Source organism: Amycolatopsis sp. NPDC088138 (assembly GCF_044741685.1).
Taxonomy (GTDB): domain Bacteria; phylum Actinomycetota; class Actinomycetes; order Mycobacteriales; family Pseudonocardiaceae; genus Amycolatopsis.
Genome location: NZ_JBIUTB010000005.1, coordinates 198,680 through 220,954, shown reverse-complemented (window position 1 = coordinate 220,954; position 22,275 = coordinate 198,680). Strand labels below are relative to the sequence as shown.

Genomic DNA, 22,275 nt, shown 5'->3' with positions numbered 1-22,275 from the left:
GAAACACTCACCCGGCCACGCACCTCGGCCGGACCACAACTCGACCGGGCCGCGACTCGGCCGCACCATGGCTCGGGATGCCCGCCGACCGGCGACGCGGGTCGCCGGACCGCACTCGCCAGACCGCCGCTCGCGATGTCCGCCAACCGACCACACCGGTCGCCCGGACCGCGGCTCGGGATGCGGCTAACTGCCCGCAGGTCGGCGAAGCGTGGCTCGGGATGCCCGCCAACCAGCCACGCGGTCACCCGGGCTGCAGCTCGGCCGGACCGCCGCCCGAGATGGCCGCTAACCGACCACGCAGGTCAGCTGAAGCGTGGCTCAGATGCGCTACTGACCACGCAAGTGGGCCGAAGCGGCGCTCGGACGCACTGACCAGCCACGCCGTACGGCAGGATGCAAGATCGGGATGCCCGCAAGCTGACAACGTGGTCGCCTGGACCGCGCCTCGACCAGACCACAGCTCGGCCAGACCGAGACCCAGGATGCCCGCCAAACGACCACACAAGTCGGCTAGACCACGACTCGAGACTCTCGTCGACTGACCACGCGAGTCAGCTACGGAACACCCGCCAACCGACCACGCAAGTCGGCCGAGCATCGCTTGGGATGCCGCTAACCGGCCACGCGGGTCAGCCAGGAGCGCAGCTCCGTGGCCAGCTTCACCGGGGCGTCCAGCTGGATGAGGTGTCCTGCCGCCTCCACCTGGGCGAACGTGGCGCCGGGGATGCCTGCCGCCAGCCGCTTGCCCGTGGCTATCGGGATCCAGGTGTCCTCGGTGCCCCACAGCACTCGTACCGGGAGGTTCAGCCGGGCCAGTCGTTCCTCGTTCGTGGCCAGGTAGGTCTCGTCGTACGCGGCGATCTGGCGGTAGAACGCCGGCTGTCCCTCCTCGCCGAGCCATGGCGCCGTCAGGGCGGCCAGGTCCGCGTCTCGCAGCTGGTGGAAGCTTGCGTTGCTGATGTAGGCCCTGACCAGCGCTTCGTGGATGTACGGGGGCACCTGGGCGAGCACGTCCGGGTGCTGCTTGACCAGCCGGAAGAACGGCGATCCCGCCGGCGGGATCGCCACCACGTCGGCCAGCAGGAGCGAGGCGTACGGCATGCCGTGGACCAGGGTGGTGCGCAGCGACACCGCGCCGCCGTAGTCGTGGGCAACGACGTGGGGGCGGTCCAGGTCCCAGTGCTCAAGCAGGGCCTGGAACGCCTCCGCCTGGACGCCGAAGTCGACGGCGTGCGCGGGGTCCTTCGAGGACCGGCCGTAGCCCGGCATGTCCCAGAGGTACACCTTGAAGTCGCCGCTCAGCGCCTCGGCGAAGGGCCGCCACAGCCACGACGACCACGGCGTGCCGTGGCAGAACACCACCGCGGGCCCGGAACCCGCGGCTTCCCAGGCGATGCGGCGCCCCTGCCAGTCGAAGGTCTCCATGAATCCCAAGCTAGGTCAGCGCGGGGTCAGCACGCAGAACTCGTTGCCCTCCGGATCGGTCAGCACGCGCCACGGCAGGCTGGGCGCACCGACGTCGGCCGGGGACGCCCCGGCCGCCAGGATCTCCGACACCGCGGCCGCGTGGTCGGCGCCCGCCGGGGGTGCCACGTCCAGGTGCACGCGGTTCTTCACCCGCTTCACGTCCTCGTTGCGGAGTAACTCCAGCCACGGGCCGCGGCCCGACGGCGCGCGCAGGCCCACGATGACCTCGCCCTCCCGGGACCGGACCGGCCAGCCCGTGATCCCGGCCCAGAAGTCCGCGAGCCGCGCCGGGGACCGGGAGTCGACCAGGATCGAGGCCACCGCGCCCGTGTCCGCGTACTGCTCGCGCGGTTCCAGGACGCAGAACTCGTTGCCCTCCGGGTCCGCCAGCACCACCCACGGCACCGCGCCTTGGCCGACATCGACGCGCCGGCCGCCCAGCTCCAGCGCGCGTGCGACCAGCTCCTCCTGGTGCGCGGGTGTCTTGCTCGCCAGGTCCAGGTGGACGCGGTTCTTGACCAGCTTCGCCTCCGGAACGGGAACGAACACCAGGTCCAGGTCCCAGCCGTCGGTCTCCGGGGCCCGCACGTCGACCTCGTCCGGCTCTTCGATCGCGACGCGCCAGCCGAGCAGCGCGGCCCAGAAGTCCGCCAGGACCCTCGGCCGCGCCGCGTCGATCACCAGGTTGACCAGGCGAGTGCTCATGCGCCGCACGCTAGCGCCCGCCCCCGACAGTTCCGGTTCGGCTTCCCCGCCGGCCGGTCATCGGGTCGCGAGCCGCAGCAGCGCCCACAGCTGGGCCGCCTGGTCGTGCACGCCCCGCACGGTCACCGAGGTCAGGGACGCCCGGCCCCAGAGCCACAGGTAGATCCGCCAGGGTTCGGCCGTGACGACGTCGTCCGCCGCTTCGGCCTCCTCCGCCGAGCAGTGCCAGGCCTCGGTCGTTTCCGGGCCAGCCCGCGCGATCCAGCTGTGCCCGCCGGCCTTCACTCCGACCGAGCCCGCCTTCGTGCCGGTGAGCCCGAGCAGCGGCAGCTTCTGCCCGAACCAGAGGATCAGCGCCTCGTCGATGCCGTCGAGCGCGAGGTCCTCGGGCACCTCACGCTCCTCCACGCCCGCCGCCTGCTCGACGTCGACGCGGTGCACCACGGTCTCGTGCACCATCCGCCGCCGCCAGAAGCCGTACGTCGGGTCGGCGGGCCACCACGTGTCGGCGGGCTCCGCCGGGTCGTGCGCCGCCAGCTCGTCGATCAGCTCGGCCAGCCCGGTCTCCAGGTACCGCGCCAGGCTCTGGCCGGGTTCGGGGTCACGCTGCCACTCGTCCGGGACGCGGCCTTCGACCAGCCGCCGCCGGACCATCCGGTAGCGGCTGCCGACGTGGCGGGCCACCTCGCCGAGCGACCAGCCCGGGCAGGCCGGCACCGGCGCCTCGAGCGGTGCCGCACGCACCGCCTCGACCAATACCGCGCCTTCGCTCTCCAACGCCGTGAGCAGCCGCCCTTGGTCGACCAGGGCGTGCTCAGGCGACATGGGCGTCCTCGGCGATCGGCAGGCCGTGCACCAGACGGCGGACCAGTTCCAGGAACGGGTGGGCGGCGCGCACCAGGTCCGCGGCCGACTCCGCGGTGACCTTGCCGGTGATGCCGGCCTGAGCGTCGGCGCGCATGGCCGAGTTGCTCGCGAAGAAGGCGGACCACTCCCGCAGCTCGGGGGCGTCGGCGTCGAGCAGGACCCACGTGCTGGCCGGGCGCGACCGGCCCCGGTGCGGGCGGCCGTGGGCGGCGAGCACCGCGGCGGCACCGCGCAGCGCAGCGAGGTACGCGCCGATGAAGCGCTCCGCGGGATCGGTTTCCCGCTCGGCTTCGGCGAGCCCGCGCCGCGCCTGGGCGAGCAGGCCGGCCGCCGCCGGCGAGGCGGGCGGGCGCAGCGACAGGGGCAGCTGGGGCTGCCCGGGATCCGCGGGGGACACGACCGAGACGGACATGACGACCCTCCTCCTGCGCTTCGTGAGCCCGGTCGATGACCGGCGCCGGGCGCTTCCCCCGCCCCGCGCCGGTCACTGACCGGTGCGCGCTCACCAGATGTCGAACGTCTGTTCGAACAATTTCCAGAGTAACCCCGGACGTGGCGTCCGCTCAACCCCGAGGGTGGAATCCCCGGACGTGGTGCGGGACACCCCGTCGCCGGCGTGATCTCATAGGTTCATGAGTTCGCTGGACCACCCCGCCGTCGCCAAGGTGGCGGCCGCGCTGTCCGAAGCCGGGCAGCACGCCGCCGCCGAGGGCATCCGCGTCCTGCCCGCCGAGGTCCGGACCGCCGCCCAGGCGGCCGAGGCACTCGGCGTGCCGGTGGGGGCCATCGCCAACAGCCTCATCTTCCGCGTGGGGTACGACAAAAACGCGCACGCGCTGCTCGCGCTGACCTCCGGCGCCCACCGCGCGGACCCGGAAACGCTCGCCGAGCTGGGCGGCGTCGAGGCCGTGGGCAAGGCCGACGCCGACTTCGTGCGGGCGCACACCGGGCAGCCGATCGGAGGTGTCGCCCCGGTCGGGCACCCCACGCGGCTGACCACTCTCGTCGACACCGCACTGGCCGCCCACGACGTCGTCTGGGCCGCCGCGGGGCACCCGAAGACCGTCTTCCCGACGACCTTCGCCGGGCTGGTGGCGTTGACCGGGGGTACTCCGGGCGCGCTCGCCGGCGCGGAGGAGAATGGCCAGCCGTGACCGCGATGCGCTCCCGTTACGTCCAGCTCTCCGCGGAGGAGTTCCGCGCGCGGCTGCCCGAGGCACTGGACATCTACGTCCGCGCGATGCGGTACCCGGCCGGCACCGCCGAGCAGCGGGCGCCGATGTGGCTCACCCACGCGCTGCGTGAGGGCTGGCGCTGCATGGCCGCGTTCGACGCCGACGACGTCCTGCTCGGCCTGGCCTACGGCTACCGCGGCCGGCCGGGGCAGTGGTGGCACGAGCAGGTGCGCCACGGCCTGAGCCGCCGGTCCGGGGCCGCCGAGGCCGACCGCTGGCTGCTGGACTACTTCGAGCTGACCGAGATCCACGTCCGGCCGGAGAACCAGGGCCACCAGATCGGCGAGGACCTGCTGCGCGGGCTGCTCGACAGCGTGCCGAGCGCGCACGTCCTGCTGTCGACGCCGGAGGGCACGAGCCGGGCGTGGAAGCTCTACCGCCGCACCGGGTTCGTCGACGTCCTGCGCGACTACCACTTCGCCGGCGACCCGCGGCCGTTCGCCATCCTGGGGCGGGCGCTGCCCCTCGAGCCCCTCGAGCCTCGCTGAGGGGCAGCGCCGGGGCTCACCTCGGTTCGGGCCGCCAGTAGCCGACGGCCAGCGCCGCGACCAGCACGGCCGCGCCGCACCACGCCGTGACGGCGAGCCGTTCCCCGAGCAGCACCGCCGAGAGCACCGCCGCCGTCAGCGGCTCGAGCACCGCCGACAGCGCGCCGAGCACCGGGTGCGCGCCGGTGAGGCCGCGCAGGTACGCGGCGTACGCGAGCGCGGTCGGCACCACGCCGAGGTACAGCGCGACCGCGAGAACGTCCAGGTGCAGCGGCAGCGCCATGCCGGACCAGCTCGCCACCGGCGTCAGCAGCAGGCCGCCGAGCAGGCAGCCGAACGCCGTCGTCGACAGCGGGTCGAGGCTCTCGACCGGCTTGGCGGTGACCAGGGTGAGCGTCGCGAAACCGGCCGCCGCGAGCAGCGCGAACGCGAGCCCGCCGAGGGACGCCGTGGTGTCCGGCGACCAGCGGAGCAGCACCAGGCCGGCGAGGGTGCCGGCCAGGGAGACCAGCGTCCAGCGGCCGGGACGCCGCCGCTTGGCCAGGGTGACCACGACGGGCGCCGCGCCGATCGTGGTCATGGTCGCGACGCTCACCGAGCTGAGCGCGACGGCGGCGAAGTAGCTCGCCTGGAACAGCGCGAACAGGCCGCCGACGGCGAGCAGCCGCTTCGCCGCGGCGCGGCCTCGTGGCCGGGCTTTGACGAACAGGCACGCGACGGCGCCGCCGACGAGCAACCGCCAGGCGGCGACGGCGAGCGGATGGAGGCCGGCGAGTTCGCCGAGAAGCGAGCCGGCCAGGCCGCCGGTGCCCCACAGGACACCGGCGAGGACGAGCGCGGCCGACGAACGGGCGCGCACGGGTAGGGCGAGGGACATCGGAAAACGCTCCTGCGTCGAAGGAATCGGGATCGACGACGCGGGACGATCTGCTTCGGAGCACCACGAAGAAGCCGCGGGTCACGCGGCGAAGACCACCCCGCTCAGGCGCGGGGCGGCGGGGTGACGAACAGGATCCGATGCACGGCTTGAAGCTAGTGGCGGCCGGCTGGTGGGCGCGACCGGTTTTCGGGCCGGGCCCACGGACCACGCAGGCAGTAGGATGTCGTCATGGCAGCGGCCGGTGTTGACCTCCTCGGACTTCGGTCCGTTGTAGAGGCGGTAGCACTTCGGTACGAATTGATGGTGACGCGTGAGGCGAAACCGCGCCGGAGTCGCACGAGTCCTTTCGGAGAGCACCGCGTTCCTTCGACGGTTATTCCGTACCCGAAACAGTTCATCACTCACCAGAACGGCACTGGGAAAACCGAGTACCTCTGGCAAATACTGCAGGAAATCCTTCACCGGACGCCCGCCCTCGCCCCGCTGCTCACGGCAAGCGGACCGGATGCGACCGAGAGCAACGCCCCGAAGCCCTGTGACTGCCCGGCTTGCGCCGAGCTCACCGCAACGGCGAGCTGCCTGGGTTCACCCGATCGACTCGACTCGCGCCTGAACTTCGAGAGCTGGAAGACGGATCCTGCCGGTTTCGCGGCGCCGCACGTAGCGGCGCTGATGAATGTTCCGGCCCTGGAAATCGCCGCGGTCCTGGACGACTGGGCCGGCGACATCTTCGACCGAGCTCATCGCGACACCGGGGAATGCTCGTATCCGGTTCACCTCATACTGCCTTGGATCCTGCTGCTCCACCGTCTGCTCATCCTGTCGTGGCGGTCCGGCGCGGCACAGGCATCGCGTGTCGGCCTGGACCGGATCAGGCGTCGTTCGCGAGATCTTCACCCACCAGGTGAGGTCAAATCACGTCCTCGATGTGCCGGTCGTGCGCCCCGAGGCCCCAGCGCACCGCGGATGTCCAGCTCGTTGGTCATCCGCGGCGGAGTGGTGCGCTAGTTCGGCAGCCGGCTCCCCCGCTCATCCGGCAGGGAGCCGTCATGGACTTCACCAAAATCATCGTCGCCGCGGTCGAGTCGGGCGCGATCGGTCACGCAGTACTGCTGTTCGTCGGTGTGCTGGTCTTTCGCGTCGTGCGGCAGGCCCTGGATCCCGCGGTGATCCGGGAGCTGAGCCGCCGGCGGGTGGTGAAGCAGATCCAGAAGTCCGCTCGGGGCAGGTTCACCCCGGCGCAGCTGACGGCACTGCTCGCGCTGCTGGAACTGCACGCCGCGGAGCGCTCGGATCCTAGACGCGAAGAGCCACCGTCCGGGGAACCCTGACTCTGTCGTGCCCCCGCCGCCGGAACGGCGAGGGGCACGACGAAGCTCAGTCCAGCTGGGCCAGCTGGTCCCGCAGCGTGTCCAGGCCCATGCCGCCCATGTTGAGGGCCTGGGTGTGGAAGCGCTTGATGTCGAACGACGCACCGGCGCGCGTCCGGGCGTCGTCGCGGGCGGCCAGCCAGAGGCGCTCGCCGATCTTGTACGCCGGGGCCTGGCCCGGCCAGCCCAGGTAGCGGTCGATCTCGTCGCGCAGGTGCGCGGGGTCGGTGATCGTGCGGGTCAGCATGAACTCCAGGCCCAGGTCCGGGGTCCACGTCGAGCCCTCGTGGAAGCCCGTGCCGGCCGGAATCGTCAGCTCCAGGTGCATGCCCAGGTCGATGATCACCCGTGCGGCGCGGAAGAGCTGCTCGGACAGCATGCCCAGCAGGTCGCCGTCGTCGGAGAGGTAGCCGAGGTCCTGCATCAGGCGCTCGGAATACAGGGCCCAGCCCTCCGCGTGACCCGACGTGAACGCCATCAGCCGCTGGTACTTGTTCAGCGCCTCCGACCGGTCGACCGCCGTCGCGATCTGGAGGTGGTGGCCCGGCGCGCCCTCGTGGTAGACCGTGCTCGTCTCGCGCCAGGTGATGAACTCGTCGCGGCCCGGCGGCAGGGACCACCACATGCGGCCCGGCCGGGCGAAGTCCTCGCTCGGCCCGGTGTAGTACGCGCCGACGCCACCGCCCGGCGGGGCGATCAGGCACTCCAGGCCCATCACCCGGTCCGAGATGTCGAAGTGCTTGCCGCGCAACGACTTCAGCGCGTCGTCGGACAGCTTCTGCATCCAGGCCTCGAACTCCGCGCGGCCCTGGACGCGGTAGCGCGGGTCGGCGTCGAGCTGGGCCGCGGCTTCCGCGGGGGTCGCGCCGGCCTTGACGCGGTGCGCGACCGCGCGCATCTCGGCCTCGATGCGGGCGAACTCCGCCCAGCCCCACTCGTAGGCCTCGCGCAGGTCGAGCGCCGCGCCGACGAAGTACCGCGACCACAGGCGGTAGACGTCCTCGCCGACGGCGTCCTTGACCGGGGCCTTCGGTGCCAGCTCGGCCCGGAGGAACCCGGCGAACTCCGCGAACGCCTCTTCGGCGGCCCTCGCGCCGCGCGTGAGGTCGGTCTTGAGCGCGTCACCCTGCTTCTCCGCGCCGCCGACGAGCTCGCTGAAGAAGCCCTTCTCCTCCTTGAGCCCGGCCCACGTCTCGCACTGCGTCGCGACCTTCGCGACCTGACGCAGCGCCGCGACGTGGCCCGCGTCGGACCCGGCCAGCAGGCCGGTGCGGATCCCGGCCAGTGCCTTCGGCACCTCGCCGATCCGGGTCGCGATGGCCGACCAGTCGGCTTCGGTGTCGACCGGCATCAGGTCGAAGGCCATCCGCAGTTCCTGCACCGGGCTGGAGATCACGTTGAGCTGCGCGACGTCCAGGCCGGCTTCGTGGATCTCCAGCTCGAGCCCGATCCGCTCGGTGAACACGGCCTTCGCGGAGCGCTCGCCCGCGTCGGCGGGCTCGGCCGCGGTCACCGCGGTGAGCGCCCGCGCGGCGATCCCGGCGCGCTCGTCGAACCCGGCGGGTGAGTAGTCGGTCAGCCGGTGGTCGTGGCCGGTGATGCCGAAGGAGGTCGCGGCGACGGGGTCGGCGGCCGCGAAGTCGTCGACGTAGCGGTCACAGAACCCGTGCACGCCATCGGAAGAGGAAGCCATGTCCGGCACGCTACCGGTCCACCAGGGCAGGTGGTACGGACTTAAGTGCGGGCCGGCACCAGTCCGAGGCGCGCGATCACCTCGCGGGTCGCCTTCGACCGGTTGAACGTGTAGAAGTGCAGGTTCGGCACGCCCTCGGCGATCAGCTTCTCGCACAGCTCGGTGATCACGTCGATGCCCGCGGCGCGGAACGCCTTGGGGTCGTCGGCGTGGGGTTCGAGCCGGTCGAGCAGCTTCGCCGGGGCCGGCGCGCCGGACAGCTTGATCGTCGTCTGCAGCGTCCGCAGCGTCGTCAGCGGCATCACGCCGGGCAGCACCGGGACGTCGCAGCCGGTCGCCGCGACGCGGTCGCGCAGGCGCAGGAAGTCCTCGGCGTCGTGGAACAGCTGCGCGATCGCGAAGTCCGCACCCGCCCGCAGCTTGCGGACCAGGTACTTCGTGTCCGTTTCGAGGTCGGGCGAGCGGGGGTGGCCGTAGGTGGACGCCGAGACGCCGACGCAGAAGTCCCCCAGCTCGCGCACGAGCTGGACCAGCTCCTCGGCGTAGTTCAGGCCCTCGGGGTGCGGGACCCAGTCGCCGTAGACGTCACCCGGCGGGTCGCCGCGCAGCGCGAGGACGTTGCGGACGCCGACCGAGGCGTACCAGCCGATGACGTTGCGCAGCTCGGCGACGGAGTGGTTGACGGCGGTCAGGTGCGCCATCGGCACCAGCGTGGTCTCGGTGGCGACGCGGGCGATGCTGCGGATCGTGCCGTCACGGCTGGAGCCGCCGGCGCCGTAGGTGATCGACATGTAGGCCGGGTCGTAGGGCTCGAGCTCCCGGATCGCCTTCCACAGGACGGCCTCGTCCGCCGGGTCCCGGGGTGGGAAGAACTCGATGGAGAACTTCGGCCCGTCTCCTCGCAACCGCTCGATCACCGACGTCATACCCGAATGTTAAGGGCCCGTGCCCGGCATGCGGGAGCCCCCGTCCGCGTCGCGAGACTGACAATCGAGTCACGTTCGAGGCCTAGACTGCCCCAGTGCGGGACGACGACGCGAACTGGGACGAAGACGTGCGCCTGGCCGTCTACCGCGCCTTCGCCGACCGCGGGCGCGGGCCGAGCGCGCCAGAGCTGGCCGACGCCGCGGGCGGATCGCTCGCCGTGGCCAAGCAGGCGCTGCACCGCCTCGCCGACGCCCACCACCTGGTGCTCGACGAGTGGGAGCACGTCGTGCTGGCCCACCCGTTCGCCGCGCGGTCGCTCGGCTTCTCCGTGATGGGCGCGCGCACACTCTGGTGGGGCGGCTGCGCCTGGGACTCGTTCGCCGTCCCGCACCTGGTCGCCGCCGAGCCGGAGGTGCTGATCGCGACCCGCTGCCCCGGCTGCGGGCAGCCGCACGCGCTGGTCGTGAACCGCGCCGCGCCGCCGGAAGGCGCCCAGGTGGCGCACTTCCTCGTGCCCGCCGCGCGGATGTGGGACGACGTGCTGCACACCTGCGGCCACCAGCGGCTGTTCTGCGACGAGTCCTGTGTGGACGCGTGGCTCGCCGCGAGCGGTCACCCCAAGGGGTCCGTGGTCGACCTGGTGACGCTCTGGCGCCTGGCCCGCGGCTGGTACTCGGGCCGGCTGGAGCGCGGTTACCGGCGGCGCGAGCCCGCCGACGCGATCACCTACTTCGCCGAAGCCGGACTCACCGGGCCGTTCTGGGCGCCCGGCGGAAGAGTCTGATTCACCACATCCGGGCGCCCCGGCGGCCCGGCCGCGGCCGGGTTCGGCGAGGATGAGGGCATGAACGCGCCCGTCTCCGACGTCGATCTGCCCGCCAACGTCGAGCGCGCGCTGGCCGGGTTCCTCGGCCGGGCGGGCGAGCGGATCATCGAGACCGAGCCGACCGTGGCCGCCGGGATCGAGGCGCTCAGCGGGTTCGTGCTGACGGGTGGCAAACGTTTGCGGCCCACGTTCGCGTGGTGGGGCTGGCGCGGCGCGGGCGGCGACCCGGCCGGGCCGGACGCCGAAGGCGTGCTGCAGGCGGTGTCCAGCCTGGAGCTGATCCAGGCGTGCGCGCTGATCCACGACGACCTGATCGACTCCTCCGACTCCCGCCGCGGGTTCCCGACCGTGCACATCGCCGGCGCGAAGCTGCACGCCGACCGCGGCTGGCTCGGCTCCCCCGCGACGTTCGGCCTGGCCACCGCGGTGCTGGTCGGCGACCTGGCGCTGGCCTGGGCCGACGACATGTTCGCCGACGCCCCGCTGCCCGCCGAGACGCTCGCCGCGGCCCGCCCGGCCTGGCGCGCGATGCGCACCGAGGTGCTCGCCGGGCAGTACCTCGACGTCCGCACGCAGGCCACCGGCGACGCCTCCCCCGAGGCCGCGCTGAAGATCGACAAGCTCAAGACCGCCGCCTACACCGTGCAGCGGCCGCTGCACCTGGGCGCGGCGCTCGGCGGCGCCTCCCCCGAGCTGATCGAGACGCTGCTGGAGTTCGGCGGCGAGGTCGGCATCGCCTTCCAGCTGCGTGACGACCTGCTGGGCGTGTTCGGCGACCCGTCGGTCACCGGCAAGCCCGCCGGCGACGACCTGCGCGAGGGCAAGCGCACCCTGCTCGTCGCGCTCGGCCTGCAGCTGGCCGCCGAGAAGGGCGAGGAAGCGGCCGCCACCGTCATCGCGGACGCGATCGGCGACGCCGACCTGTCCGACGAGGGTGTGGAGACCGTGCGGATGGCGTTGCAGCAGGTCGGCGCGGTCGACGCGGTGGAGCACCGGATCGACGAGCTGACCACCGCCGCGATGGCCGCGCTCGAGCGCGCGCACCTGGCCGAGCCGGCTCCCGCCGCGCTGACCGGGCTGGTCGTCAAGGCCACCCAGCGGACGTACTGACGTGCGGCGCGTGGAGGGGTCCACCGACCACGTCGTCGTCATCGGGGCCGGGCTGGCCGGCCTGTCGGCGACCCTGCACCTGCTCGGCGCGGGCCGCCGGGTGACGCTGCTGGAGCAGGCGGACACCCCGGGCGGGCGCGCCGGGCAGCAGACCTTCGACGGCAACGCCGTGGACACCGGCGCGAGCGTGCTGACCATGCCCGAGCTGCTGGACGAGGCGTTCGCCGCCGTCGGCGAGTCGCTGTCCAAGAACCTGCGCCTGACCCGGTTGGACCCGGCGTACCGGGCGCGGTTCGCCGACGGCAGCGCGCTTTCCCTGCACACCAGCGGCGACGCGATGGAAGCCGCGATCCGTGAGTTCGCCGGAGCGCGGGAAGCGGCGGGCTACCGGGCACTGCGACGCTGGCTGACCGAGCTGTACACCGTCCAGAAGGACCGGTTCCTCGCCACGAACTTCGACTCGCCGCTCGACCTCGCCCGCCCCGAGCTGGCGAAACTCGCCGCGCTCGGCGGGTTCGGCCGGCTCGGCCCGCGCGTCGCCCGCTACCTGCGCGACGAGCGTGTCCGGCGGCTGTTCACGTTCCAGGCGCTCTACGCCGGCCTCGACCCGGCCCGCGCGATCGGCGCGTACGGCGTCATCTCGTACATGGACACCGTCGGCGGCGTGTACTACCCCGAAGGCGGCATGGGCGAGATCGGCCGGGCGCTGACCGGCGCGGCGGTGCGGGCGGGTGCGGACGTGCGGTTCGGTACCGAAGCCGCCTGGCTCGAGCGCGTCTCGTCCCGGGTCCGCGCGGTCCGCACGCGCTCGGGTGAGCGGATCCCGTGCGACGCCGTCGTGCTCGCCACCGAGCTGGGCACGGCGTACCGGCTCATCGGAGCGCGGCCGCGACGGCCGCTGCCGCTGCGCTACTCGCCCTCGGCCGTCGTCCTGCACGGCCGCACGGCGAAGGCGTGGGACCTGGGGCACCACACGATCTACTTCGGCGCCGCCTGGGAACGGACGTTCGCCGAGATCATCCGCGAAGGACGGCTGATGAGCGACCCGTCCCTGCTGGTCACGCGGCCGACGGCGACCGACCCGGGGCTCGCCGGCAACGGCGGCGAGATCGTCTCCGTGCTCGCGCCCGCGCCGAACCTGCGCCGCGGGCCGATCGACTGGGCCCGGGTTCGCGGGCCGTACCGCGAAGAGCTGCTTCGCACGCTCGAGGCGCGGGGGCTGACCGGGTTCGGCGACGAGTTCACCGTCGACGAAACGCTCACCCCGGCGGACTGGGCCGCCCGCGGGCTCACCGCCGGGACGCCGTTCTCGCTGGCGCACACCTTCACCCAGACGGGCCCCTTCCGGCCCGCCAACCTGGTGCGCGCGGCGGGCAACGTGGTGCTGGCCGGGTGCGGCACGACGCCGGGCGTCGGCATCCCGCCGGTGCTCATCTCCGGACGGCTCGCGGCGGAACGGATCACCGGGAAGTGAACGAGCTCGACGCCGCCGGCATCACCGACCCGGCCCTGCGTGCCTCCTACGTCGCGTGCCGCCGGCTCAACGCCCACCACGGCCGCACGTTCTTCCTGGCCACCCGCCTGCTGCCGGCCCGCGCCCGGCCGGCCGCGCACGCGCTGTACGGCTTCGCGCGGATGGCCGACGAGCTGGTCGACAACCCCGAACCGGGCACCGACCCGGCGGCCGAGCTGGACCGCGTCGGCGCCATGGTCGACGTCGTCTTCGACGGCGGCACCCCGGACGACCCGGTGCTCGCGGCGCTGGCCGACACGGTCCACCGGTACGGCATCACCCAGGACCTGTTCGACGCCTTCCTCCGCTCGATGCGGCTGGACCTGAAGCCGATCGAGTACGCGACGTTCACCGACCTGGGTGAGTACATGTACGGCTCGGCGGCGGTGATCGGGCTGCAGATGCTGCCGGTCTTCGGCACCGTCGGCCCGCTCGCCGACGCCGAACCGGGGGCGATCGCGCTCGGTGAGGCGTTCCAGCTGACCAATTTCCTGCGCGACGTCGGCGAGGACCTCGACCGCGGCCGGCTGTACCTGCCGCTGGACGAGCTGGCCGCGTTCGGCGTCACGCGTGAGCTCCTGGAGCAGCGCCGCCCGGACCCGCGGATCCGCGCGGCGATGGCGTACTTCGTGGCACGGACCCGCGCGGTGTACCGGCGGGCCGAAGCCGGGGTTCCGTTGCTGCGCCCGGAATCGCGCCCGTGCGTGCGGACGGCACTGACGTTGTACGAGGGCATCCTGGACGAGATCGCCGCGCTGGACCACGACGTCCTGACGCGGCGGGCGGTGGTGCCGAAGACGCGGCGGCTGGTGGTCGCGCTCCCCGCCTTCGCCGCGGTCTTGGCGCGCGAGACCCTCGGTGCCGGTCGTAGGCTGCGATCATGACCTCAGCAGCAAAGCGACCGATCCGGATCGGGCTGCAGCTCCAGCCGCAGCACGCCGACTACGACACCATCCGGCGCACCGCGTCGGCCGCCGAAGAGCTCGGCGCCGACATCATCTTCAACTGGGACCACTTCTACCCGTTGTACGGCGAGCCCGAGGGCAAGCACTTCGAGTGCTGGACCATGCTCGGCGCCTGGGCGGAGTCGACGTCGCGGGTGGAGATCGGCGCCCTCGTGACCTGCAACAGCTACCGCAACCCCGAGCTGCTGGCCGACATGGCCCGCACCGTCGACCACATCTCCGGCGGGCGGCTCATCCTCGGCATCGGCTCCGGCTGGTTCGAGAAGGACTACGACGAGTACGGCTACGAATTCGGCACCGCGGGCGGGCGGCTCGACAACCTGGCGGAGTCGCTGCCGCGGATCGAGGCGCGGCTCGGCAAGCTGAACCCCGCGCCGACGCGCAAGATCCCGGTGCTCATCGGCGGCGGCGGCGAGAAGAAGACCCTGAAGCTGGTCGCCAAGCACGGCGACATCTGGCACGGCTTCGGCGACCCGGACGTCGTCGAGCGCAAGGTCAAGATCCTCGACCAGCACTGCGCCGACGTCGGCCGCGACCCGGCCGAGATCGAGCGTTCGTGCGGCGTCCAGGGTGAGCCGGACGAGCTGGGCCCGAAGCTGCTGGGCCTGGGCGTCTCGACGTTCACCGTCGGCGTGGGCGGCCCGGACTACGACCTGGGCCTGCTCAAGTCGTGGATCGCCTGGCGCGACAAGAACAACGGCTGAGTGTTGTTCCCGTGAAGGCCACCTCTGCCGGAGGTGGCCTTCACTTTTTGGTGCGGTGGGCGGCGACGCGCTCCCGGGTCGCGCAGCGGGGCGAGCAGTAGCGGCGCGGGCTGCCGCCGCCGAGGTGGGCGAACGGCTTGCCGCACGACGGTGACGCGCACAGGCCGCCCGGCGGGCCCTGGCGGTCCGCCAGCAGGGTCGCCAGGCCCAGCGCGGACGACGTCACCAGCCAGCGGTCCCACGGGCCGTCGTCGGCGGTGTCGATGTGCAGGTGCCAGCCGAAGCCGTCTTCGTGGTCGGTCAGGCGGGGCGGGCCCGCGTACGCCGCGAAGAGGCGGTTAAGCACTGAAGCCGCTTCGGCGACGTCGGACGCTGCGAAGACTTCGCGGAGTTCTCGTGCTGCTTCGCGCAGCTTCGCCAGGTCTGTCTCCGAGAGCGTCGTCGGAGGCTCGCCGTGGGCTTGGAGCACGCGCCCGACCTCCGCCGCCTCGGCGTGCGGGGGCAGCAGCACGGCGAGCAGGTCCACGGCGCGCTGGACGGAATCCCGGTGCGGAACGGCCATACCCCACTGTAACGTCTTGGCGGTGCCAAGCCGTTACAGACTCGCCGGGTACCTCACCGGCGCAACGCTCGCCCGGACCGGCGACGAGCTGTCCGGGCCCGCGCTCCTGCTGCTGGGCCTGACGGCCGGCCCGGGTGCCGGATCGGCGCTGCTGGCCGGGCTGACGGCGGCGGCCGCGGCGGGTAGCCCGGTGTTCGGAGTGCTGCTGGACCGCAGCCCGGCGCCCGGCCGGCTGCTCGCGGTCGCCTTGGCCGGGTACGCGGGTGGGATCGCCCTGGTGACGGTGGTGTTCGGGCACCTGCCGCTGTGGTCGGTGGTGGGGCTGGCGGTGCTGACGGGCCTGCTCAACCCGGCCATCGCGGGCGGTTGGACGGCGCAGCTGCCCTCCGTGGTGGGTGGGCGGCCGCGCTCAGCCGCGAATCGCGGACCGGCTCAGCTGCCCTCGGTCATGGATGTCGAGCCGGACCGGCCACTCTCGGCCGCGAACAGCGGATCGCACCCGGTCGCACGTCGCGGGTCCGCTCAGCCGCCCTCGGTCGCGAGCAGCGAGCCAGACCGGCCGCTCTCGGCCACGAACAACGGATCTCACCCAGCCACAAGACGCGAGCCGGATCAGCTGCCGACGGTCCTGAGCAACGAGCCGAACCAGCCACCCTCGGCCGCCAACAGCGAATCGCACCCAGCCACAAGACGCGAGCAGGGTCAACTGCCGGCGGTCGCGAGCAGCAAGCCAGACCAGCCGCCCTCGGCCACGAACAACGGATCGCACCCAGCCGCACGTCGCGGGTCCGCTCAGCCGCCCTCGGCCACGAGTGGCGAGGCAGATCAGCCGCCCTCGGCTGCGAGAGGCAGCTCGCGCGGGTGGCCTCAGCTGACCTCGACCACCGGTGACCGGGAGCCCCAGCCGCGCTCGGCCGCGGGCGAACCGCCGACCCGGCCATTCTCGGCTGCCGACAAGCCCTCAGCAGCGGGCACCGCGGCCTCGATCAACCAGCCACCGCCGGTCGGCAACCCCGTCCTCGCGACCGCGAGCCGCCTCGATGCCATGACCTTCACCGCCGCTGCTCTGGCCGGACCGGGGCTCGCCGGGCTGCTCGCCAACCTCGCCGGCGCCTCGACCGCCCTCGCCGTCGCGGTCGCCATGGTCGCCGCCGCCCTCCCCGTCGCGTGGCGACTCCCCCGGAGGCCCCGGCCGAAAGCCACCCGGCTCGAGGAACAGCTCAAGGCCGGCTTCACCGTTGTCCTGCGCAACGCGCCGCTGCGGCGGGCCACCATCACGTCCACACTCTCGTGCGCCGGGATCGGTATGGTCACCGTCTGTTATCCCCTGCTCGGTGCCGCGCACCTCGGCGGGGCCGCGAACGGCGCGCTGCTCATGACCGTGCTCGCCGTGGCGTCGCTGCTGGCCAACGCCGTCTTCCGGGGGAAACCGGACACGGTCGTCTGGGCGAGCACCTTGGTCCTGGCCGCGAGCTGCGCTTTAGCGGCAACAGCGAACAGCCCAGCACTCCTGATCGCCGCCGCGGTACTGGCCGGATTCGCCGAAGGGTCGCAGCTCACGGCCCTGTTCGCGATCCGGCACCGGGAGACTCCCGAGCTAGTCCGGGCTCAGGTGTTCACGACGGCGGCGAGCGTCAAGATCACCGGCCTGGCCGTCGGAGCGGCCGTGGCCGGGCCGCTGTCGGCCGCCGGCACGGGAACGTGCCTGATCACGGCCGCAGCGATTCAGCTGCTGGCCGCGTTCAGCCAGGTCAGAAGGCCATCGCCTGGGCGCGCCGCTTCACCTCGGTGCCGTGGCTCGTCCGCAACGCGTTGACCGGGGTGCTGCCGGGCAGCGAGTCGTCGGTGGTGAAGAGCCAGCGGAGCATCTCGGTGCGGCTGAAGCCGGAGTCGGCGAGCACCGTTATCGTGCCGGACAGGCCCTTGACCACGCCGTCCTTGACGAGGAACGCGCTCGGCACGACCAGTTCGCCGCCGCGTTTGAGGGCGATCAGCTCTCCCTCGCGCAGCAGCTGGCGGACCTTGTTGACCGAGGTCCCGAGGGCGTTCGCCACTTCCGTCAGCGGCAGCACCGCGATGTCGGCGGCGAGGACGTCTTCGGCGACAGGAATCCCACTCACAGGTGACACTGTGCCACATTCGCCCCCTTCTCCCGCTACTGCGCTCGGGTGACCCGCGAGGTCTCCTCCACGCGGCGTGCCGGGTTCCGTACGATCCCTACTCGTGACACGCACCCATCCCAGCCTGGTCGGCACGCTGCTCGAGCGGCGCTACCGCGTGGACAGCCTGCTCGCCCACGGCGGGATGTCGGCGGTCTACCGGGGGACGGACACCCGGCTGGACCGCCAGGTCGCGATCAAGATCATGGATCCGCGCTTCGCGGACGACCGGTCGTTCGTCGACCGGTTCGTGCGGGAGGCGCAGTCCGCCGCCCAGCTGCACCACCCGCACGTCGTGGCGGTGCACGACCAGGGCGAAGAGGGCGGCGTCGCCTTCCTGGTGATGGAGCTCGTCGACGGCGGCACCCTGCGGGACCTGCTGGACGAGCGGGGCCCGCTCGAAGTCGCGCTCGCGCTGAGCGTCGCCGAGCCCGTGCTGTCGGCGCTGGCCGCCGCGCACCGGGCCGGGCTGGTGCACCGCGACGTCAAGCCCGAGAACGTGCTGATCGGCCGGTCCGGGCCGAACACCGGCGGCGTGGTCAAGGTCGCCGACTTCGGCCTGGTGCGGGCCGTGGCCAGCGCCGGGACGACCAGCTCGAGCGTCATCCTCGGCACGGTCGCCTACCTCTCCCCCGAGCAGGTCACCACCGGCGCGGCCGACTCGCGCGGCGACGTCTACTCGGCCGGGATCCTGCTCTACGAAATGCTCACCGGCCGCGCGCCCTACACCGGCGACACCGCGATCTCGGTGGCCTACCGGCACGTCAACGACGACGTCCCGCGCCCGAGCGAGCTGCGCCCGGACCTGCCTCCCGCGCTGGACGAGCTGATCACCCGCGCCACCCGGCGCGACCCCGCGCTGCGGCCCGCCGACGCCGGGGAGTTCCTCACCGAGCTGACCGCGGTGCGCGCGCAGCTGGGCCTGCTGCCGGTGACCGTGCCGGTCCCGGTGTCGCACGGCCTGGGCGACGTCGCCGACACCGAGCGCACGCTGCCGCGGATCCCCCAGGTGCTGCCCGACACCGCCAAGACGATGCCGGTGCATCGCCCGAACGCGACGCGGGCGCTGAACCACCCGGGTACCCCGCCGCCGGGCCTGCCGGCGGCCGGCAACGTCCCGCCGCGACCACCCCGGCGCCGCAGCGAGCCGGAACCCGAGAAGCCGAAGGACAACCGCAAGCGGATCGCGCTGATCGCCGGCGCCGTGCTGCTCTTCGGCGGGCTGCTCACGGCGTTCATCTTCATGCTGACCGACACCGGCGGCGACAAGACCTCGACGGTGCCGCAACTGGTCGGGCTCAACCAGGCGGCGGCGGGTGACGCGCTGCGCGCGGCGAAGCTGACGCCGCAGTTCAGCCAGGAGTTCAGCAACACCGTGCCGTCGAACACCGTGCTGCGCAACGAGCCCGCCGTGGGCACCACGCTGACGCCGAACTCGACGGTGTCGGTCGTGCTGTCCAAGGGCCGCCCGACGGTGCCGGACATCCGCCCCGGCACCGCGCTGCCGGACGCCGAGCAGGCGATCAAGACCGCGCAGCTGACCCCGGTCCGCGGCACCGACGACTTCGACGCCGACGTCCCGCAGGGCGCGGTGATCCGCACCGAGCCGTCCGCGGGCAGCCAGCTGAACATCAACGGCCAGGTCACGATCATCGTGTCCAAGGGCCCGATCCCGCTGCCGCCGGTCCCGGACGTCGCCGGGCGGAGCAAGGACGAGGCGTTCCAGGTCCTGCAGCAGGCCGGGTTCGAGCCGTTCCAGGCCGGCGAGGAGTTCAACCAGAACGTCCCGGGCGGCGCCGTCACCCGGACCGACCCGCCGGCCAACTCGCCGGCGAAGGCGAAGCGGATCGGCGTGTTCGTCAACAACGCCGTCCAGGTGCCGGACGTCCGGTTCAAGTCGTTCGACGACGCCCAGAAGATCCTCGAGCAGGCCGGGCTCCAGGCCGATCGCGACGGCGGCCGCGGCCGCGGTGGTGGCGGCGGGTTCGACTTCGTCTTCCAGCAGGACCCGCAGCCGGGTTCGTTCGTCCAGAAGGGCTCGAAGGTCAAGCTGAAGGGCTTCGGTGGATGATCGGCAGCCGCGGCCGGGTCACCGGCACGATCGGCCCCGGCCTGATCGGTGAGGTGCTGCTGAACGTCCGCGGCGGGACCGAGGCGTTCTACGCCTACCCGATCGACCCCGAAGCGACCTTCAGCTCGGGCACCCAGGTGCTCGTCGTGGACTTCGAACCTCCCCGCACGGTTTATGTCGAACGGTGGCAACCACTGACGCGTTAGCGGCGTCGAAGGGCTACCAACAACAGAAGACTGAGGGGTGTGGGAGGCCAATGAACATCCTGCTGATCGTCGGCATCGCCGTCGTGGCCGTGATCGTGATCTTCGGACTGCTGCGGATCCTGTACAAGGTCGCGGAGCCGAACGAAGCGCTGATCGTGTCCGGCTGGGGGATCCGCGTCGAGCGCAGCGAAACGGCGGACAGCCTGGGCTTCAAGATCATCACGGGCCGCGGCGTGAACGTCATCCCCGGGTTCCAGACCGCGCGGCGGCTGTCGCTCGACACCCGGGGCGTCAACCTGCAGGTCTCGTGCGTGACCCGGCAGGGGCTGCCGGTCACCGTGCGGGCCGTGGTGATCTACAAGGTCGGCGACGACTTCTCGTCGATCGCCAACGCCGCCCGCCGGTTCCTGGACCAGCAGAAGGGCATGAACGACACGATCCACGAGCTCTTCTCCGGGCACCTGCGCTCGATCGTGGGCGGGCTGACCATCGAGGAGATGATCCACAACCGGGACGCGCTCACCGGCGAGGTGCGCCAGTCCTCGGCGACGGAGATGATCAAGCTCGGCCTGATCGTGGACTCCCTGCAGATCCAGGAGATCGACGACGAATCGGGCTACATCCTCAACCTCGGCAAGCCGCACGCCGCCGCGATCGCCGCGTCGGCCCGCATCGCCGAGGCGCAGCGCGACCAGGAGGCCGCCGAGGTCGAGCAGATGTCCGCGGCGAAGAAGGCGGCCGCGGTCCGCGAAAGCCAGATCCAGCAGGCCGGCTACCAGGCCGAGGTCGACCAGGCGCGGGCGAAGATGTCCCAGTCGGGTCCGCTGGCCGAGGCGACCGCGCGCCAGGAGGTCGTCGTCCAGGAGACGCGGGCGGCCGAGCTGGAGGCGGCGCTGGCCGAGCAGCGGCTGCAGTCCCAGGTCCGCAAGCCGGCCGACGCGAAGGCGTACGACACGCGTACGACGGCGGACGCGGCCCGTGACGCTTCGATCGCGAAGGCGCAGGCCGAGGCGAAGGAGACGGAGCTGCGGGCGGCGGCGGACGCGACCCGCGTCAAGACCGCGGCCGAAGCCGAGGCCCAGGCGACGAAGGCCCGTGCGGAAGCGGCGGCCTCGGCGACCCGGGCGACCGGTGAGGCCGAGGCGGCCTCGGCCAGGGCACGCGGTCTCGCCGACGCGGAGGCGGCGCAGGCGAAGGGTCTCGCCGAAGCCGAGTCGGCCCGGGCGAAGGGCCTCGCCGAGGCGGACGCCATCAAGGCGCGCGCCGCGGCGCTGGCGGAGAACCAGGAAGCCGTCGTCGCGCAGCAGCTGGCCGAGCGCTGGCCGGAGATCGTCGAGGCCGGCGCGAGCGCGTTCGGCAACATCGACCACATGGTCGTGCTCAACGGCGCCGACGGCATGTCCGACATGTTCGCCAAGGCGCTTTCGCTCGGCGGAACCGGTGTCGGCCTGGCTCGTCAGCTGATGGACGCGATGTCCAAGCCGACCGACCGGGAGCTCGACGAGGCCGCCCGGAAGAACGGCGAGCTCAAGTTGAGCGAGGGTGACCTCAAGCTGAGCGACTGACCGTTCACTCTGCGTACGGCCCCTGTGTCCCGGATCACGGGAGACCGGGGCCGTACGCCCGTTCGGGGGCGGAAATTCTCGTGACGTTGTCCTACCGTGGGCGCATGGCGCGGGACTCCTTCTTCAGTGGCGGTCCCCGCGAGCGTCCCCTGTTCCCGGTGCCGGAGCAGGAGCTGTACGCCTTCAACGGCCGGCACTGGACCGACGCCCCGCGCGAGCACATCGTCCCGGCCGTGCTGCCGTGGGCGCGGCCGCTGGGCCGGTCCGAACGCACGATCGTCGCGCTGCGGGCCGTCGAGGTGTGGCCGGAGGCGGTCACCCTGCGGATCACCGTCTACTCCCGCGAGAGCCTGGTCGACGACCCCGCCGAGGGACTGATCGACCACCGCCGGGTGGCCGACTACAACGGCCTGCTGATCGGCGTGCTCTACGCCGACGGGAGCCGGGCCAGCTCGGAGACCGTTTCGGTGCCGTCGGCCAGTGAGCCGGACGGGCCGGTGCTGCGGGCGCAGGCGGTCGGCGGGACGCGGTTCGCCGTCGAGCACGAGGTGTTCCTGTGGCCGCTGCCGTCGGCGGGGCCGCTCAAGCTGGTCGTCCAGTGGCGCGACCGGGGCATCGAAGAGACCCGGACGACGCTGGACGGCGGCGCGATCCGCGCCGCGGCGAAGGACGCCGCGGAGATCTGGCCGGGGCTGGGCAAGCGCCAGGCCGGCGGCCTGCCCGTGCGCCGGGTCGGCAAGCAGGTGACCCTGACCCCCGACTGGGGGACCGCCGTGGCCCGTGCGGACGCACCGGAAATCGCGCCCGGGGAGTAAAAAACCGTAAATCTGTGACTCCGGGCACCGCTGACCGGGGTATATCGAATGGATGAACGGGGTGCTTAGTTAGCGTCGACGAAACACGTCGACCACCCGCCCGTCATGTCGGGCTGGTGCAGTGGCTCTCTCCTCCCCCTCGTC

23 protein-coding genes are annotated in these 22,275 nt (G+C 72.5%); 14 read left to right on the top strand and 9 right to left on the bottom strand.

What is annotated here, in order from left to right:
• Window positions 1-615: 615 nt before the first annotated feature.
• The 4 genes from ACIOD2_RS27545 to ACIOD2_RS27530 are packed head-to-tail and all read right to left on the bottom strand — an operon-like array spanning window position 616 to window position 3,454.
• Window positions 616-1,428, bottom strand: coding sequence for an alpha/beta fold hydrolase (locus tag ACIOD2_RS27545; RefSeq protein ID WP_400543900.1), 813 nt, complete (start codon window positions 1,426-1,428; stop codon window positions 616-618).
• Between the two features lie 15 nt (window positions 1,429-1,443).
• Window positions 1,444-2,175 (bottom strand): VOC family protein, encoded by a 732-nt coding sequence (locus ACIOD2_RS27540; RefSeq protein WP_400543897.1) that lies wholly within the window; start codon window positions 2,173-2,175, stop codon window positions 1,444-1,446.
• A gap of 57 nt (window positions 2,176-2,232) precedes the next feature.
• Window positions 2,233-3,000, bottom strand: coding sequence for a maleylpyruvate isomerase family mycothiol-dependent enzyme (locus tag ACIOD2_RS27535; protein ID WP_400543894.1), 768 nt, complete (start codon window positions 2,998-3,000; stop codon window positions 2,233-2,235).
• Window positions 2,990-3,454: an SAV_6107 family HEPN domain-containing protein gene (locus tag ACIOD2_RS27530; RefSeq protein WP_400543891.1), complete on the bottom strand. Its 465-nt coding sequence runs from the start codon at window positions 3,452-3,454 to the stop codon at window positions 2,990-2,992. Before ACIOD2_RS27530 ends, ACIOD2_RS27535 begins: the two co-directional genes overlap by 11 nt.
• A 220-nt stretch (window positions 3,455-3,674) precedes the next feature.
• On the opposite strand from ACIOD2_RS27530, the gene ACIOD2_RS27525 reads away from it, so the two are divergent.
• Together ACIOD2_RS27525 and ACIOD2_RS27520 are read left to right on the top strand one after the other, a co-directional pair.
• The gene (locus ACIOD2_RS27525; protein WP_400543888.1) at window positions 3,675-4,196 is read left to right on the top strand and encodes a YbaK/EbsC family protein; all 522 of its coding nucleotides are present in this window, start codon (window positions 3,675-3,677) and stop codon (window positions 4,194-4,196) included.
• A gap of 5 nt (window positions 4,197-4,201) precedes the next feature.
• Entirely contained in the window at window positions 4,202-4,765 is a 564-nt protein-coding gene (locus ACIOD2_RS27520) for a GNAT family N-acetyltransferase (RefSeq protein ID WP_400546115.1), read from the top strand.
• A 16-nt stretch (window positions 4,766-4,781) separates the two neighbouring features.
• Here ACIOD2_RS27520 and ACIOD2_RS27515 read toward each other — a convergent pair whose 3' ends face one another.
• Window positions 4,782-5,642, bottom strand: coding sequence for a DMT family transporter (locus ACIOD2_RS27515; RefSeq protein ID WP_400543885.1), 861 nt, complete (start codon window positions 5,640-5,642; stop codon window positions 4,782-4,784).
• A gap of 231 nt (window positions 5,643-5,873) precedes the next feature.
• Between ACIOD2_RS27515 and ACIOD2_RS27510 the strand changes: the two genes are divergently transcribed.
• Window positions 5,874-6,653: a hypothetical protein gene (locus tag ACIOD2_RS27510; RefSeq protein WP_400543882.1), complete on the top strand. Its 780-nt coding sequence runs from the start codon at window positions 5,874-5,876 to the stop codon at window positions 6,651-6,653.
• Window positions 6,654-6,694: 41 nt separating this feature from the next.
• Window positions 6,695-6,976, top strand: a complete 282-nt coding sequence (locus ACIOD2_RS27505; protein ID WP_400543879.1) for a hypothetical protein — start codon at window positions 6,695-6,697, stop codon at window positions 6,974-6,976.
• A gap of 46 nt (window positions 6,977-7,022) precedes the next feature.
• On the opposite strand, the gene ACIOD2_RS27500 is transcribed toward ACIOD2_RS27505, so the two are convergent.
• Both ACIOD2_RS27500 and ACIOD2_RS27495 read right to left on the bottom strand, forming a co-directional pair.
• Window positions 7,023-8,708 carry a DUF885 domain-containing protein gene (locus ACIOD2_RS27500; RefSeq protein ID WP_400543876.1) on the bottom strand — a complete coding sequence of 562 codons (1,686 nt, stop codon included), beginning with the start codon at window positions 8,706-8,708 and terminating at the stop codon, window positions 7,023-7,025.
• A 41-nt stretch (window positions 8,709-8,749) separates the two neighbouring features.
• A complete protein-coding gene (locus tag ACIOD2_RS27495; protein WP_400543873.1) occupies window positions 8,750-9,634 on the bottom strand; it encodes a methylenetetrahydrofolate reductase in 885 nt (294 codons plus the stop codon).
• Between the two features lie 95 nt (window positions 9,635-9,729).
• On the opposite strand from ACIOD2_RS27495, the gene merB reads away from it, so the two are divergent.
• From merB to ACIOD2_RS27470, 5 genes are read left to right on the top strand one after another with little or no spacing between them, the layout of a single operon-like run.
• Window positions 9,730-10,419 carry an organomercurial lyase gene (gene merB / locus ACIOD2_RS27490; protein WP_400543870.1) on the top strand — a complete coding sequence of 230 codons (690 nt, stop codon included), beginning with the start codon at window positions 9,730-9,732 and terminating at the stop codon, window positions 10,417-10,419.
• A 60-nt stretch (window positions 10,420-10,479) separates the two neighbouring features.
• A complete protein-coding gene (locus tag ACIOD2_RS27485; protein WP_400543867.1) occupies window positions 10,480-11,571 on the top strand; it encodes a polyprenyl synthetase family protein in 1,092 nt (363 codons plus the stop codon).
• 1 nt (window position 11,572) lies between these two features.
• Window positions 11,573-13,045 (top strand): phytoene desaturase family protein, encoded by a 1,473-nt coding sequence (gene crtI, locus ACIOD2_RS27480; protein ID WP_400543864.1) that lies wholly within the window; start codon window positions 11,573-11,575, stop codon window positions 13,043-13,045.
• Window positions 13,042-13,968: a phytoene/squalene synthase family protein gene (locus ACIOD2_RS27475; protein ID WP_400543861.1), complete on the top strand. Its 927-nt coding sequence runs from the start codon at window positions 13,042-13,044 to the stop codon at window positions 13,966-13,968. Before crtI ends, ACIOD2_RS27475 begins: the two co-directional genes overlap by 4 nt.
• Window positions 13,965-14,753 (top strand): LLM class F420-dependent oxidoreductase, encoded by a 789-nt coding sequence (locus tag ACIOD2_RS27470; protein ID WP_400543858.1) that lies wholly within the window; start codon window positions 13,965-13,967, stop codon window positions 14,751-14,753. Before ACIOD2_RS27475 ends, ACIOD2_RS27470 begins: the two co-directional genes overlap by 4 nt.
• 40 nt (window positions 14,754-14,793) lie before the next feature.
• Here ACIOD2_RS27470 and ACIOD2_RS27465 read toward each other — a convergent pair whose 3' ends face one another.
• Entirely contained in the window at window positions 14,794-15,315 is a 522-nt protein-coding gene (locus tag ACIOD2_RS27465) for a CGNR zinc finger domain-containing protein (RefSeq protein ID WP_400543855.1), read from the bottom strand.
• Window positions 15,316-15,337: 22 nt separating this feature from the next.
• Between ACIOD2_RS27465 and ACIOD2_RS27460 the strand changes: the two genes are divergently transcribed.
• Window positions 15,338-17,131 (top strand): hypothetical protein, encoded by a 1,794-nt coding sequence (locus ACIOD2_RS27460; RefSeq protein ID WP_400543852.1) that lies wholly within the window; start codon window positions 15,338-15,340, stop codon window positions 17,129-17,131.
• Here ACIOD2_RS27460 and ACIOD2_RS27455 read toward each other — a convergent pair.
• On the bottom strand, window positions 17,067-17,435 hold the full coding sequence (locus tag ACIOD2_RS27455) for an Rv2175c family DNA-binding protein (protein WP_323332772.1): 369 nt from the start codon (window positions 17,433-17,435) through the stop codon (window positions 17,067-17,069). The two genes, ACIOD2_RS27460 and ACIOD2_RS27455, sit on opposite strands and share 65 nt — an antisense overlap.
• Before the next feature lie 103 nt (window positions 17,436-17,538).
• Here ACIOD2_RS27455 and pknB point away from each other — a divergent pair, with 103 nt between their 5' ends.
• The 4 genes from pknB to ACIOD2_RS27435 all read left to right on the top strand — a co-directional run bounded on the left by pknB (window position 17,539) and on the right by ACIOD2_RS27435 (window position 22,131).
• Window positions 17,539-19,545 carry a Stk1 family PASTA domain-containing Ser/Thr kinase gene (gene pknB, locus ACIOD2_RS27450; protein ID WP_400543848.1) on the top strand — a complete coding sequence of 669 codons (2,007 nt, stop codon included), beginning with the start codon at window positions 17,539-17,541 and terminating at the stop codon, window positions 19,543-19,545.
• Window positions 19,542-19,751, top strand: a complete 210-nt coding sequence (locus ACIOD2_RS27445; protein ID WP_328442949.1) for a hypothetical protein — start codon at window positions 19,542-19,544, stop codon at window positions 19,749-19,751. Before pknB ends, ACIOD2_RS27445 begins: the two co-directional genes overlap by 4 nt.
• 50 nt (window positions 19,752-19,801) lie before the next feature.
• A complete protein-coding gene (locus tag ACIOD2_RS27440; RefSeq protein ID WP_400543844.1) occupies window positions 19,802-21,316 on the top strand; it encodes an SPFH domain-containing protein in 1,515 nt (504 codons plus the stop codon).
• Window positions 21,317-21,420: 104 nt separating this feature from the next.
• On the top strand, window positions 21,421-22,131 hold the full coding sequence (locus ACIOD2_RS27435; RefSeq protein WP_400543841.1) for a hypothetical protein: 711 nt from the start codon (window positions 21,421-21,423) through the stop codon (window positions 22,129-22,131).
• Window positions 22,132-22,275: the final 144 nt, after the last annotated feature.

Bases quoted from the DNA above. Each gene is read 5' to 3' on its own strand.
- ACIOD2_RS27545 (WP_400543900.1), bottom strand. From the start codon at position 1,428: ATGGAGACCTTCGACTGGCAGGGGCGCCGCATCGCCTGGGAAGCCGCG.
- ACIOD2_RS27540 (WP_400543897.1), bottom strand. From the start codon at position 2,175: ATGAGCACTCGCCTGGTCAACCTGGTGATCGACGCGGCGCGGCCGAGG.
- ACIOD2_RS27535 (WP_400543894.1), bottom strand. From the start codon at position 3,000: ATGTCGCCTGAGCACGCCCTGGTCGACCAAGGGCGGCTGCTCACGGCG.
- ACIOD2_RS27530 (WP_400543891.1), bottom strand. From the start codon at position 3,454: ATGTCCGTCTCGGTCGTGTCCCCCGCGGATCCCGGGCAGCCCCAGCTG.
- ACIOD2_RS27525 (WP_400543888.1), top strand. From the start codon at position 3,675: ATGAGTTCGCTGGACCACCCCGCCGTCGCCAAGGTGGCGGCCGCGCTG.
- ACIOD2_RS27520 (WP_400546115.1), top strand. From the start codon at position 4,202: ATGCGCTCCCGTTACGTCCAGCTCTCCGCGGAGGAGTTCCGCGCGCGG.
- ACIOD2_RS27515 (WP_400543885.1), bottom strand. From the start codon at position 5,642: ATGTCCCTCGCCCTACCCGTGCGCGCCCGTTCGTCGGCCGCGCTCGTC.
- ACIOD2_RS27510 (WP_400543882.1), top strand. From the start codon at position 5,874: ATGGCAGCGGCCGGTGTTGACCTCCTCGGACTTCGGTCCGTTGTAGAG.
- ACIOD2_RS27505 (WP_400543879.1), top strand. From the start codon at position 6,695: ATGGACTTCACCAAAATCATCGTCGCCGCGGTCGAGTCGGGCGCGATC.
- ACIOD2_RS27500 (WP_400543876.1), bottom strand. From the start codon at position 8,708: ATGGCTTCCTCTTCCGATGGCGTGCACGGGTTCTGTGACCGCTACGTC.
- ACIOD2_RS27495 (WP_400543873.1), bottom strand. From the start codon at position 9,634: ATGACGTCGGTGATCGAGCGGTTGCGAGGAGACGGGCCGAAGTTCTCC.
- ACIOD2_RS27485 (WP_400543867.1), top strand. From the start codon at position 10,480: ATGAACGCGCCCGTCTCCGACGTCGATCTGCCCGCCAACGTCGAGCGC.
- ACIOD2_RS27470 (WP_400543858.1), top strand. From the start codon at position 13,965: ATGACCTCAGCAGCAAAGCGACCGATCCGGATCGGGCTGCAGCTCCAG.
- ACIOD2_RS27465 (WP_400543855.1), bottom strand. From the start codon at position 15,315: ATGGCCGTTCCGCACCGGGATTCCGTCCAGCGCGCCGTGGACCTGCTC.
- ACIOD2_RS27445 (WP_328442949.1), top strand. From the start codon at position 19,542: ATGATCGGCAGCCGCGGCCGGGTCACCGGCACGATCGGCCCCGGCCTG.
- ACIOD2_RS27440 (WP_400543844.1), top strand. From the start codon at position 19,802: ATGAACATCCTGCTGATCGTCGGCATCGCCGTCGTGGCCGTGATCGTG.
- ACIOD2_RS27435 (WP_400543841.1), top strand. From the start codon at position 21,421: ATGGCGCGGGACTCCTTCTTCAGTGGCGGTCCCCGCGAGCGTCCCCTG.